Origin of the sequence: Micromonospora sp. NPDC005305 (assembly GCF_040607315.1) — a bacterium.
Taxonomy (GTDB): Bacteria; Actinomycetota; Actinomycetes; order Mycobacteriales; family Micromonosporaceae; genus Micromonospora.
In genome coordinates, this window is the sequence record NZ_JBEXGL010000006.1 from 126,331 (window position 1) to 138,533 (window position 12,203).

Here is a 12,203-nt window from a genome sequence, read left to right on the forward strand (position 1 = left end):
CCGGCGCCTCGACAGGTGCCGGGCCCGCCCGATGTCGGAGGAGCACAGACGATGACAACGCAGCGCACACGGTCGCTCGGGCGCCCGACCCTCGACGCGGTCGCGGCCCGCGCCGGCGTGGGGCGCGGCACGGTCTCCCGGGTGGTCAACGGCTCGCCGCAGGTCAGCCCGGAGGCCCGGGCCGCCGTCCAGGCGGCCATCGCCGAGCTGGGGTACGTGCCCAACCGCGCGGCCCGGGCGCTGGTCACCCAGCGGACCGACTCGGTGGCGCTGGTCGTCTCCGAGTCGGGGGAGCGCGTCTTCACCGAGCCGTTCTTCGCCGGGATCGTCCGGGGCGTCAGCTCCGCGTTGCTGGAGACCCCCATGCAGCTCTGGCTGGCCATGGCCCAGTCGCAGATCGAGCGGGAACGGGTCGAGCACCACCTGACCAACCAGCACGTCGACGGGGTGCTGCTGCTCTCGCTGCACGACGCCGACCCGCTGCCCACCCTGCTGGAGGAGCGCGGCCTGCCCACCGTGCTCGGTGGCCGGCCGGCCCGGATGCTGCACCCGAACGCCCAGCCGGCCTGGTTCGTCGACGTGGACAACGTGGGCGGCGCCCGGCAGGCGGTGGAGCACCTCTTCGCCCGCGGCCGGCGGCGGGTCGCCACGATCGCCGGCCCCCAGGACATGGGCGCCGGCCTGGCCCGGCTGTCCGGCTACAAGGAGGCGGTCCGGGCCGCGGGCGGCGACCTCAACCCGGACCTCATCGCGTACGGGGACTTCAGCGAGGGCAGCGGCACGGCCTGCATGCGCCGGCTGCTGGAGGTGTGCCCGGACCTGGACGCCGTCTTCGTGGCCTCCGACCTGATGGCCTTCGGCGCCCTGCGCGCGCTGCGCGAGGCCGGCCGCCGGGTGCCCGAGGACGTGGCGGTGATCGGCTTCGACGACGCCCCGATCGCCCGGCAGGCCGAGCCGCCGCTCACCACGGTCTTCCAGCCGGTCGAGGAGATGGGCCGGCAGATGGCCCGGCTGCTGGTCTCCCGGATCCGCGGCGAGGAGCTGCCCAGCCCGCACGTGCTGCTGGACACCAAGCTCATCCACCGCGCCTCCGCCTGAGGCTCAGGCCCAGCGGCGCAGCTCCCGCTTCGCCAGGGACGCCCGGTGCACCTCGTCGGGCCCGTCGGCCAGGCGGAGGGTGCGGGCCTGCGCCCAGAGGGCCGCGAGCGGCGTGTCCTGGCTGACGCCGGCCCCGCCGTGCGCCTGGATGGCCTTGTCGATGACCCACTCGGCCATCGCCGGCGTGGCGATCTTGATGGCCTGGATCTCGGTGTGCGCGCCCCGGTTGCCGACGGTGTCCATGAGCCAGGCGGTCTTGAGCACCAGCAGCCGGGCCTGCTCGATGCGCACCCGGGACTCGGCGATCCACTCCCGGACCACGCCCTGCTCGGCGAGAGGGCGGCCGAACGCGACCCGGGTGAGGGCCCGCCCGCAGAGCAGCTCCAGGGCCCGCTCGGCCATGCCGATCAGCCGCATGCAGTGGTGGATCCGCCCCGGGCCGAGCCGGGCCTGGGCGATGGCGAAGCCGGCGCCCTCGGCGCCGACCAGGTTCTCCGCCGGCACCCGTACGTCGGTGAAGTCGATCTCGGCGTGCCCGCCGTGCGGGGCGTCGCTGTAGCCGAAGACCGTCATGCCCCGGCGCACCGTCACACCGGGGGTGTCCCGGGGGACCAGGATCATGCTCTGCTGCCGGTGCCGGTCGGCGTCCGGGTCGGTCTTGCCCATCACGATGAAGATCTCGCAGCGCGGGTCCATGGCACCGGACGACCACCACTTGCGGCCGTTTACCACGTACGCGTCGCCGTCCCGGACGATGCGGGTGCCGATGTTGGTGGCGTCGGAGGAGGCCACCTCCGGCTCGGTCATGCAGAACGCCGAGCGGATCTCCCCGGCCAGCAGCGGCGCCAGCCAGCGGTCGCGCTGCGCGTCGGAGCCGAACTCGGCCAGCAGTTCCATGTTGCCGGTGTCCGGGGCGGCGCAGTTCAGCGCCTCCGGCGCCAGGTGCGGGCTGCGCCCGGTCAGCTCGGCCAGCGGGGCGTACTGCAGGTTGGTGAGCCCGGCGCCGTACCGCGGGTCGGGCAGGAAGAGGTTCCACAGGCCGCGTGCCCGGGCCTCGGCCTTCAGCTCCTCCAGCACCGGCGGGCGCGCCCACGGGTCACCGGCCGCGAGCACCTGCTCGTGGTGCACCGGCTCGGCCGGCAGGACGCACTCGGTGAGGAACGCCTCGACCTTCCCGCGCAGCTCGACCGTCCGGGCGTCGTACTCGAAGTCCACTACTTCTCCCTCACCGCGTGCAGACCGTGCGCGACCAGCGGCGCCACCATGTCGCCGATCCGGTCGAAGCCCCCGCCGAGCGTCTGCCCGAGCGTGTGCCGGTAGTGGATCCCCTCGCAGATCACCGCGAGCTTGAAGCAGCCGAGCGCCACGTGCCAGTGCAGCGGCCCCACGTCGACGTCGCTGCGGCCGGCGTACCGGTCGATCAGCTCGGCGCCGGTGGGGAAGCCGGCGCGCGGGCCGATGCCGTCGGCGACCGGATTGCCCTCGGCGCTGTCGCTGTCGCCCAGCACGTCCCAGTAGGTCAGCAGCAGCCCCAGGTCGGCGAGGGGGTCGCCGAGGGTGGCCATCTCCCAGTCGAGCACGGCCCGCACCGCCACCGGCTCGACGGTCGCGAGCAGGTTGTCCAGCCGGTAGTCGCCGTGCACGATCCGCCCGGCGTTCGCGCCCTCCGGCACGCTGCCGGCGAGCGCGTCGCGCAGCTCGTCGATGCCGGGCAGCGGGCGGCTGCGGGAGCGGTCGAGCTGGCCGGCCCAGCGGCGGACCTGCCGGGCCAGGTAGCCCTCAGGGTGGCCGAAGTCGGCCAGCCCGGCCGCGGCCGGCTCGACCATGTGCAGCCCGGCGAGGGTGTCCATCATGGCCATGGCCAGGTCGCGCCGCTGGCCGGCGGTGAGCGCGTCGGTCTGCTCCCGCCGCCGGTAGACCTCGCCGTCGACCCGCTCCATGAGGTAGAACGGCGCGCCGAGCACGTCGGGGTCGGTGCAGAGCAGCAGCACCTCGGGGACCGGCACCGCGGTGGGGGCCAGTGCGGAGATCACCCGGTGCTCGCGGGCCATGTCGTGGGCGGTGGCCAGCACGTGCCCGAGCGGCGGCCGGCGCAGCACCACCTCACGGTCGCCGGCGCGCAGCAGGTAGGTCAGGTTGGACTTGCCCCCGGCGATGAGCCGCGCCGAGAGCGGCCCGGACAGCTCGGGCCGGTGCGCGGCCAGATATGCGGCCAGCCGGTCGAGGTCGAGCCCGCGCGGGGCCGAACCGGTCGGGGTCTGCGGTGCGTCGACGGCCGGATCGGTCATCGGGTTAGTTGATGGCAGCTCAGCTTTGTTGTCAAGGTGGGATGTTCCCGGCGGGACATGCCGCTGCAACGGGGGCGAAATGGTCAACCGGCAGGCTGGGGCCCAGCCTGCCGGCCGCCACGGCCGGCCCGCCGAGCGGAGGACCAGACATGCTGCTGAGAGTTCGGGTGACCCTGCCGGACCGACCGGGCACGCTCGGCCAGGTGGCCCGCACGCTCGGCGTCTCCGGCGCCGACATCGTCCAGGTGGTGGTGCTGGAACGGCTCGGCGGCCGGGCGGTCGACGACTTCACCGTGGTCTGGCCGGGTGCGGCGCGGGTGGAGCGCCTGCTCGCCGGCCTGGCCGCGATCCCCGGTGTCCGGGTGGACGGGGTGTGGCGGGCGATCGGCGCGCCGACCACCACGGGCCAGGACGCCGAACTGCTCGCCCAGGTCGCGGCGAACCCGACCGACGGGGTGGCCAACCTGGTCGACGCGGTGCCCGGGCTGCTCGCCGCGGACTGGGCGGTCGCCGCCGTGGTCCCGCTGGACTGGGCCGCCCGCGGTGGCGGGGCCGGCGGGGCGGCGGTCGGGCACGCGAGCTGGCGCGCCCCCGTCCCGCCCCGGCTGCCGGAGGTGACCCCGCTGCGCGCCCGCGCCATGACCACCCCGGACGGGCACCACTACGCCGTCGCGCCCTTCGGCCGGGCCGGCCTGGTGCTGGTGGTGGCGCGCGACCGCAGCGAACCGCTCGTCGCGGCCGCGTTCCACTCGACCGAGGTGGACCGGCTCGCCCAGCTGGTCCGGGCCGGCGCGGTGATCCTCGGCGACCGGCTCGACCTGGTCGGCGCCCCGCCCGTGACCACCATCACCTGACCGGTCCCACCGTTTCACCCCAGGGCAACGGGGGCGCAACAGGCGGCCGGCAAGGTCGGTGGTGAGGAAGGGAGCGAACCATGGCGCTGTGGCGGATCCGTGCCACCGTGGACGACCGGCCGGGCTACCTGTCGGTGCTCACGGCGAGCCTCGCGTTGCGTGGGGTCAACATCCTCACCGTGCAGGTGCACACCACCGAGCTGGGGGCGGTCGACGACTTCCTGGTCGACGCGCCCGACCGGCTCACCGAGGCCGACCTGCGGGCGGCCGTCGAACGGGGGCGGGGCCGGAACTGCTGGGTCGCGCGCAGCGAGGCGCGCGGCCTGGCCGACCAGCCCACCCGGGTGCTCGGCCTGGCCGGCCGGCTGGTCCGGGACCCGGACGCGGCCGGCGAGACACTGCGCGTCCTGCTCGGCGCGGACGCGGTGACCTGGCGCCCGGCGGCGGCCGCCGCACCGGGCGGGGTGGACGACACCACCATGCTGCTGGCCGACCCGGCCGGCGGCTCCTACGAGCTGCGGCGGCGGGAGCCGAGCTTCACCCCGGCCGAGTACGCCCGCGCCCAGGCCCTGGTCGAGCTGGCCGCCACGGTGGCCCGCCGGGACGCCGACCGGGTCACCCTCGTGCTGCCCGACGCGGCCGAGGTGCCGGTCCGGCCGGCCACCGCCGAGGACCTCCCGGGCGTGCTTGAGCTGCACGCCGGGTGCTCGCACCGGAGCCGCCAGCGGCGCTACCTGAGCGGGGCGGGGCACCCGGCGCCCGCCCGGCTGCGCCGGCTGCTCGAACCGGCGCGGGGGCTGACGCTGGTCGCCACGCCCGGCTCCGGCGGGGCGGCCGCACCGGTGGTGGCCATGGCCAACCTGCTCGGCGAGGGCGACGAGGCGGAGGCGGCGCTGCTCGTGCGCGACGACTGGCAGCGCCGGGGCCTCGGCTCGGCCCTGCTGCGGCGCCTGCTCGGGCACGCCGACCGGGCCGGCTACGCGGCCGTCCTGCTGCACGTGCAGGCCGAGAACACCCCGATGCTGCGCACCGTGCACGGGCTGGACCGGCCCACGTCGGTGCAGCGGGACGGCAGCGTGCTGACCGTGACGGTTCCGCTGGCCCCCCGGCCGGTCGTGCCGCCCCGGCGGGCCGGCGCGACCGCGCGGGGGCGCCGGTCGTCCTGACCCCACGGTCGCGCGCCGCGACGCCTCCCGGGCCGCAACGGCGCGGTGCGGGACGCCGGCCGGCGGGCGACCGCACACCGGCGCCGGATCACCGGCGCCACCAGGGCCGACCTCCGGTGCGGGGGACGGTGACACGGCAGGGCCCCCGGTGCGGGGGCTCTGCCGTGTCCGGGCCCGCCCCGGTCAGGTCGCCGGGTAGCTGCTGTAGTCCGGGAAGTTGCCGTAGAGTCGCCCGTCGCCGCCCACGGTGACCGCCTGCACCAGCAGGTCGCCGCCGACGAACGCGCCCTTCCAGGACGCGCCCCGGCCGCCGAACGGCTCCTCCCGGTCGCCGCGGGAGCGGGGCTTGTTGATGCCCACCTTGAACGCCTGCAGGTCGACCGCGAGCTTGCCGGCCAGCTCCTCGTCGTCGCAGGCCAGGGAGGCGACCAGCGCGCCGTTGGACGCGTTCATCTGGGCCAGCAGCTCGTCGGTGGTGTCCACCACGACGATGGTGTCCACCGGGCCGAACGGCTCGGCGTGCATGAGCCGGGACCGGCCGGGCGGGGCGAGCAGCACGGCCGGCGCCACGTACGCCGAGGTGTCCTGCCCGTCGAGGAACGGCGCGCCGTCGAGCTTGCCCCGGTGCAGCGGCACCGCGCCACCACGGACCGCCTCGTCGACCTTGCGGCGCAGCTCCTCGGCCTTGGCCCCGCTGATCAGCGGACCGAAGTCCAGCTCGGGCAGCGGGTCGCCGGCCGACCAGTCGTCACCCACGGCGAGCGGGTGTCCGAACCGGACCGACCGCACGACCGGCAGGTACATGTCGAGGAACTCGTCGACCAGGTCGCGCTGGACCACGAACCGCGGGTACGCGGTGCAGCGCTGCTTGCCGTACTCGAAGCCCTTCTTCAGGTGCGCGGCGAGCAGGTCCCACTGGGAGAAGTTCCAGATGCCCCAGGCGTTGAGGCCCTCCTGCTCGATGAAGTGCCGCTTGTCGGAGTCGAGCAGCGCCGCGGCCACCTTGCCGCCGTTGGAGCGGCCGCCGACGAACGCCACCGCGCCGATCTCCGGGGCGCGGACCAGCACCTCGGAGAGCTCCTCGCCGCTGCCGGAGAGCAGGGTGGCGGGCAGCCCGGCGCGGCGCATCAGCGCGTGCGCCACGGTGAGGCAGACCGCCCCACCCTGGGACGGGGTCTTGGCGATCACCGCGTTGCCGGCGAGCAACTGCACCAGTTCGGCGTGCACGAGCACGCTCATCGGGTAGTTCCAGGACGCGATGTTGCTGACCGGGCCGGGCAGCGCCTCGCGACCGTCGGCGAGCATCCGGTCGATCTCCTGCACGTACCAGCGGACGCCGTCGAGCGCGCGGTCGACGTCGGCGCAGGCCAGCCGCCACGGCTTGCCGATCTCCCAGACCAGCAGCAGGGCGAGCAGGTCGCGGTGGGCGGTGAGCGCGTCCAGGGCGTCGTCGACCCGCGCCTTGCGCTCGGCCAGCGGGGTCTGCGCCCACTCGCGGTGCGCGGCGGCGGCGTGCGCCACTGCGGATCGTGCCGCCTCGGCGTCGAGGCGGGCCAGGTTGACCAGCACGGTGTTGTCGACCGGGGTGCGCACCGGGGTCGGCGCGCCGACCGCCCGCCACCCGCCCTCGACCAGGTTGTGCAGGGTGGCGATGCCGTCGGGCGCGGTGCCGAACGCCTCCGGCGTGGCGGCCACCGCGCGGGCGAGGGTGTCGGACCAGGAGGTGCCGTCGGCGAGTCTGAGAGCCATCGCGTTCTCCTCAGGGTTGTCCGGGGGAGCGGCGGCGTCGATGGCACCGCTGGTGTCGCGTACTGTCCCGCGCCGCCGAGCGGGCGGGCAACCGTACGCTCGTATGCCAGGACGCCCGGCCGGGCACCGCGACACGTCGCGGCCCGACCACCAGCGGCGTGACCTGGGGGTACGCGGGAAACGCATAGAAGTTAGTCGATTATGTGATCCAGCTCCGGGCGGCGTCGACCGGGTTACCCGTCAGTACGGATCTTTCCCTCGACCGGTTCAACCGCCCAGCGCCGCGATCGCCTCCTCGGTCGTGCAGACGGTGCCGAGCCGGCGGAAGACATAGTCGACCGCGAACTCGTGGGCGTACGCGTCCAGCCCGGACATCGCGTCGTGCGGCAGCACCACCCGGTAGCCGATCTCGTCGCCGATCCGGGCGGTCTGCTCCACGCCGAAGTTGGTGGCGATCCCGCCGATCACGAGGGTGTCCACCCCGCGCGCCCGCAGCGCCTCGTCCAGCCCGGTCTCGTGGAAGGCGCCCCAGCTGTGCTTGACGATCGCCAGGTCGCCCTCGCGGGGCGCCACCTCGGGGAGCAGTTCGCTCCCCGGCGGCTGCGGATCGGGGCCGGGCCGGTCGACGCGGACCACCACCACGGTTGCCCCGGTGGCGCGGGCGGCCCCGGCGAGGGCGAGGCAGCGCGCGACCACGTCGAAGCCGGTGTGCGGGGCGGTCGGCAGGTCCACGATGCGACGCTGGAGGTCGATCAGGACGACGGCGGTGCGGGTCGGGTCGAGAGGGTCCACTTCAAGATCATATCGGCGCGAGGCCGCCGCGGCGGTCCCGAACGACGGAACCGGCCGCCGGACCGGGGTCCGACGGCCGGTTCCCGAGTCGGCTCAGCTCGTGAAGGTGATCCGGTCCCGGCGGCGCCGCAGCACCATCAGGAGGACGCCGCCGCCGATCAGGGCGAGGCCGGTGAGCGAGATGCTGGTCGCGGCGACGCCGGTGAGCGGCAGGCCGCCCTCGGTGCCGCTGCCGCCGCCCTGGCCGCCGCCGGCCGAGGTGCCGGGTGCCGGGGTGCCCGACGACGGGTTCTCCGAGCCGCCCGGCGCCGGGGTCTCCTCGCCCGGGGTGGACGGGATCGGCGTGGGGCTTCCTGCCGACTCGCACGGCGTCAGCCAGAACACCTTGTGCTTGTCGTCGAACGCCTTGCCGTCGGTCAGGTCCACGTCGAGCTTGAGGTGGTAGCCCTGCTTCGGGTGCAGCTTCAGCCCGGTCAGGTCGAGGTCGTTCGCGGAGAGCTTGATGACCTCGTCGTGGTCGTTCTCCGCGCCGGAGGCCGGGTCGGTGCTGATCACGACGTTGCTCTTCGACCAGACGACCGTGTCCTTGGGGCTGGCTGACGGCGGCTGCGCCCAGAGGGTGATGGTCGCCTTCTGATCCTGGTCGAAGTTGAAGAACTCCAGCTCGAACTCGCAGGTGACGTGCGGCTGGTTGTCGACCTTGTCGGAGAAGGGGGTGCCGTCGATCTTGACGGTGCCGTTGTCGCCCTTGGGGTTGTGCGGCTTGCCGGTGGCCCACGCCGGGGCGGCCACCAGTCCGAGCATGGCCGTGGCGGCGGCTGCGGTGAGGGCAGCGCGCGCCACGTGCCGACGCTGTGGCATGAGGAATCCTCCGAGATCGGGAGAGGGGACGCCACATGATCACACGTCGATCCGCCTTCGTCGAGATCGGACGAGTGACCTGAGCTGCGAAGACATTCGTGTCGAGGCCGAAATCGGGGCCACTTTCCAGGCGTGTCGGCGTAACGCCGAACGGCCTCCCGGCGCTCCGCGTCGTCGATGCCCCGGCCGCCCCGGCGCCGGACAGCACCCCGCCCACCGCCCCGGGCACGCCCACCGCCTCGGCCGTCGGCCCGACCGGACTCACCCTCGCCTGGGGCCCGGCCACCGACAACGTGGGCGTCACCGGCTACCGCGTCCACCGCTCCGCGAACGTGCTCGTCGGCTCGACCACCGGGACCACGCTGGCCGTCACCGGCCTGACCGCCGCCACCGCGTACACCTTCACCGTGGTCGCGGTGGACGCGGCCGGCAACGTCTCGCCGGCCTCGCCGCCGCTCACCGTCACCACCGCGGACCCGCCGGCCGCGGGTGGCTGCGCGGTGACCTGGACGAGCAGCAGCTGGGACACCGGGTTCACCGCGAACATCACGCTCACCAACACCGGCACCAGCACCGTCAACGGTTGGACGCTCGCCTTCACCTTCCCGAGCAGCGGGCAGAAGGTGGGCCAGGGCTGGTCGGCGAACCTCACCCAGAGCGGCACGGCGGTGACCGCGACGAACGTCTCCTACAACGGCGCGCTGGCGCCGGGCGCGTCGACCAGCTTCGGCTTCAACGGCACCCACACCGGCACCAACCCGAAGCCCACCACGTTCACCCTGAACGGCGCCCCCTGCACCGCCTCCTGAGGTTCCGCTAACGCGATCTTGGCGACTTACCGTTCGCCACGAACGGTAAGTCGCCAAGATTCGGGGGAACCTGGGGAAGTGTTGGTGACGGTGGGGCACGGGGCCGCCGACCGGGAGCGGTTGGGGGAGTTGCTGGCCGGTGGCGGGGTGGCGCTCGTCGTGGACGTGCGCCGGTATCCGGCCAGCCGGACCAACCCGGACGTGCGCCGCGAGGAACTGGAACGCTGGCTTCCCGAGCGCGGGATCGACTACCGGTGGGAGCCCCGCCTCGGCGGCCGCCGGCACGTCCGCGCCGGGGAACCGGAGCCGGACACCTGGTGGACCGTCGCTGCCTTCCGGGCCTACGCCGGGTACACCCGCACGCCCGAGTTCGACGCGGCGCTGGACGAGGTGCTCGCCGACGCGGAGCACCGGACCACCGCCGTGATGTGCAGCGAGAGCGTGTGGTGGCGCTGCCACCGGCGGCTGATCGCCGACGTGGCGGTGCTCGGTCGCGGGGTGCCGGTCGCGCATCTCATGCCCGACGGCCGGCTCAGCCCGCACCGCCCCGCCGAGGGCGCCTGCCGTCTCCCCGACGGCCACCTGCTCTGGAACGGCTGACGCACCGGCGCCGGACGCCGGCCGGGAGCCGGGCTCAGTCGGCGAGTTCGTCGGCGAGGAGGTCCATGAGCAGGGCGTCGTGCCAGCGGCCGTCCGCGCCCCGCTCGTAGCGGCGCATGATCCCGACCGGCCGGAACCCCACCTTCGCGTACGCCCGGATGGCCGCCGTGTTCGCCGCCGCCGGGTCGATGGTGAACCGGTGGTGGCCGTACTCGTCGACGAGGTGCCGGACCAGGACGCGGATGGCGTCCCCGCCGAGGCCGGTGCCGCGGGCGGCCGAGTCGAGGAAGATGTCCAGGCTGGCGTGGCGGTAGTCGGGGTCGGTCTCCGCGTACCACTGGATGGCGCCGACCAGCCGGCCGTCGTGCTCGATCGCGTAGACGGTGACGTCGTCGTCGGCCAGGTCGGCGCGGACCGACTCGGCGAGGTCGTCCCCGCCCCGCCACCAGCGGCGCACCTCCGGGGTGGCCCGGATGGCCGCGAGGGCCGGGACGTCGGCGTCGGTCGCCGGCCGTAGCGTCACCGCCCGCCCCCGCAGCACGGTCAGCCCCGGATCTCGCCGTGCTCGACGCAGACCGCCGACCAGCCGGTCGGCGCGACCTGCACCTTCATCCGCCGCCGGCAGTGCGCGCACCAGCGCGGCGGCTCCAGCGCCCGGGCCGTGGCGCACGCCTCGTGCGGGCCGGCCGCCACGGACTCGCCGCAGCGGTCGCACCAGCGCGGGGCCGTGGCGGGCTCGCCCCGGTCGTCCGGTTGTCCCGCCCCGCGCGGGCGGAGCGGGCCGGCGGCGGGTTCGGCCGGCGGTGCGGGCTCGACAAGCTCGGTCACGTCGTCCTCACAGGGTGGCGGAGAGCGCCTTCACCGGCATCTTCAGATCGTCCAGCAGCTGCAGGTCGGCGGTCGCCGGCCGACCGAGCGTGGTCAGGTAGTTGCCGACGATGACCGCGTTGATGCCGCCGAGCAGGCCGTCGCGGGTGCCCAGGTCGCCGAGGGTCAGCTCCCGGCCGCCCGCGTAGCGGAGGATGGTGCGCGGCATGGCCAGCCGGAACGCGGCGATGGCGCGCAGCGCGTCCTTGCCCTCCACGACCGGGCGGTCCGCCAGGGGGGTGCCCGGGCGGGGGTTGAGGAAGTTCAGCGGCACCTCGTGCGGGTCCAGCTCGGCGAGCTGCGCGGCGAACTCGGCGCGCTGCTCCACCGTCTCGCCCAGGCCCAGGATGCCGCCGCAGCAGACCTCCATGCCGGACTCGCGCACCATCGTCAAGGTCTCCCAGCGCTCCTCGAAGGAGTGCGTGGTGACCACGTTCGGGAAGTAGGAGCGGCAGGTCTCCAGGTTGTGGTTGTAGCGGTGCACGCCCATCTCGACCAGCTCGTCGACCTGCTCCTGGGTGAGCATGCCGAGCGAGGCGGCGACCTGGATGTCGACCTCCGCCTTGATGGCGGCCACGCCCTCGCGCATCTGCTTCATGAGCCGCGCGTCGGGGCCGCGCACGGCGGCCACGATGCAGAACTCGGTCGCCCCGGTCGCCGCGGTCTGCTTCGCCGCCTCGACCAGCGCCGGGATGTCCAGCCAGACCGAGCGGACCGGGGAGGTGAACAGGCCGGACTGCGAGCAGAAGTGGCAGTCCTCCGGGCAGCCGCCGGTCTTCAGCGAGATGATGCCCTCGACCTCGACCTCCGGGCCGCACCAACGCATCCGCACCTCGTGGGCGAGCTGGAGGGCGGCGGGCAGGTGCTCGTCGGGCAGGTTCAGCACGGCGAGGACACCGGCCTCGTCGAGGCCGACGCCGTTCTCCAGCACCTGGGTCCGGGCCTGGTCGAGGATCTCTGGCATGGCTCGTACCCTACAAGGCCGCTCCGAGCCCGGGAAACGGCCGCGTCGGGCCCCCGCGAGCAGGCCCGGCGAGCCGGGCAGCGCCACGCCGGGGCTCTCCGGCCGGGTGGTAACTTCGCCCCGCGGAAGCGCCCGGTGGGCGACGGGTCTGGGGA

Annotated in this window: 13 protein-coding genes; 5 read left to right on the plus strand and 8 right to left on the minus strand. The window is 74.6% G+C overall.

All coding sequences use genetic code 11. The annotated features are described in order from the left end of the window. The first annotated feature begins 51 nt into the window (after window positions 1-51). On the plus strand, window positions 52-1,098 hold the full coding sequence (locus ABZS80_RS12680; protein ID WP_355055838.1) for a LacI family DNA-binding transcriptional regulator: 1,047 nt from the start codon (window positions 52-54) through the stop codon (window positions 1,096-1,098). A gap of 3 nt (window positions 1,099-1,101) precedes the next feature. Here the strand turns inward: ABZS80_RS12680 and ABZS80_RS12685 are convergent, their stop codons facing one another. Further along, entirely contained in the window at window positions 1,102-2,313 is a 1,212-nt protein-coding gene (locus ABZS80_RS12685) for an acyl-CoA dehydrogenase family protein (RefSeq protein WP_355055839.1), read from the minus strand. Further along, on the minus strand, window positions 2,313-3,386 hold the full coding sequence (locus ABZS80_RS12690; RefSeq protein ID WP_355055840.1) for a phosphotransferase family protein: 1,074 nt from the start codon (window positions 3,384-3,386) through the stop codon (window positions 2,313-2,315). The genes ABZS80_RS12685 and ABZS80_RS12690 overlap by 1 nt, the downstream gene beginning before the upstream one ends. A 149-nt stretch (window positions 3,387-3,535) precedes the next feature. Here ABZS80_RS12690 and ABZS80_RS12695 point away from each other — a divergent pair, with 149 nt between their 5' ends. Both ABZS80_RS12695 and ABZS80_RS12700 read left to right on the plus strand, forming a co-directional pair. Continuing rightward, on the plus strand, window positions 3,536-4,240 hold the full coding sequence (locus ABZS80_RS12695) for an amino acid-binding protein (RefSeq protein ID WP_355055841.1): 705 nt from the start codon (window positions 3,536-3,538) through the stop codon (window positions 4,238-4,240). An 80-nt stretch (window positions 4,241-4,320) separates the two neighbouring features. Next, a complete protein-coding gene (locus ABZS80_RS12700; RefSeq protein WP_355055842.1) occupies window positions 4,321-5,406 on the plus strand; it encodes a GNAT family N-acetyltransferase in 1,086 nt (361 codons plus the stop codon). Between the two features lie 183 nt (window positions 5,407-5,589). Here the strand turns inward: ABZS80_RS12700 and ABZS80_RS12705 are convergent, their stop codons facing one another. From ABZS80_RS12705 to ABZS80_RS12715, 3 genes are all read right to left on the minus strand, one after another. Further along, window positions 5,590-7,155 carry an aldehyde dehydrogenase family protein gene (locus ABZS80_RS12705; protein WP_355055843.1) on the minus strand — a complete coding sequence of 522 codons (1,566 nt, stop codon included), beginning with the start codon at window positions 7,153-7,155 and terminating at the stop codon, window positions 5,590-5,592. Between the two features lie 267 nt (window positions 7,156-7,422). Further along, window positions 7,423-7,947 (minus strand): isochorismatase family protein, encoded by a 525-nt coding sequence (locus ABZS80_RS12710; protein ID WP_355055844.1) that lies wholly within the window; start codon window positions 7,945-7,947, stop codon window positions 7,423-7,425. A gap of 93 nt (window positions 7,948-8,040) precedes the next feature. Further along, a complete protein-coding gene (locus ABZS80_RS12715; RefSeq protein ID WP_355055845.1) occupies window positions 8,041-8,808 on the minus strand; it encodes an LPXTG cell wall anchor domain-containing protein in 768 nt (255 codons plus the stop codon). 98 nt (window positions 8,809-8,906) lie between these two features. Here ABZS80_RS12715 and ABZS80_RS12720 point away from each other — a divergent pair, with 98 nt between their 5' ends. Next, window positions 8,907-9,617, plus strand: a complete 711-nt coding sequence (locus tag ABZS80_RS12720) for a cellulose binding domain-containing protein (protein WP_355055846.1) — start codon at window positions 8,907-8,909, stop codon at window positions 9,615-9,617. 84 nt (window positions 9,618-9,701) lie between these two features. After that, window positions 9,702-10,217 (plus strand): DUF488 domain-containing protein, encoded by a 516-nt coding sequence (locus ABZS80_RS12725; protein ID WP_355055847.1) that lies wholly within the window; start codon window positions 9,702-9,704, stop codon window positions 10,215-10,217. Window positions 10,218-10,251: 34 nt separating this feature from the next. Here ABZS80_RS12725 and ABZS80_RS12730 read toward each other — a convergent pair whose 3' ends face one another. Genes ABZS80_RS12730 through bioB form a run of 3 tightly spaced genes read right to left on the minus strand, consistent with a single transcriptional unit; the run spans window position 10,252 to window position 12,048 of the window. Further along, the gene (locus tag ABZS80_RS12730; protein ID WP_355055848.1) at window positions 10,252-10,758 is read right to left on the minus strand and encodes a GNAT family protein; all 507 of its coding nucleotides are present in this window, start codon (window positions 10,756-10,758) and stop codon (window positions 10,252-10,254) included. A 2-nt stretch (window positions 10,759-10,760) separates the two neighbouring features. Next, entirely contained in the window at window positions 10,761-11,045 is a 285-nt protein-coding gene (locus ABZS80_RS12735) for a hypothetical protein (protein WP_355056046.1), read from the minus strand. A 7-nt stretch (window positions 11,046-11,052) separates the two neighbouring features. Beyond that, the gene (gene bioB, locus ABZS80_RS12740; protein WP_151462977.1) at window positions 11,053-12,048 is read right to left on the minus strand and encodes a biotin synthase BioB; all 996 of its coding nucleotides are present in this window, start codon (window positions 12,046-12,048) and stop codon (window positions 11,053-11,055) included. Between the last annotated feature and the right edge of the window lie 155 nt (window positions 12,049-12,203).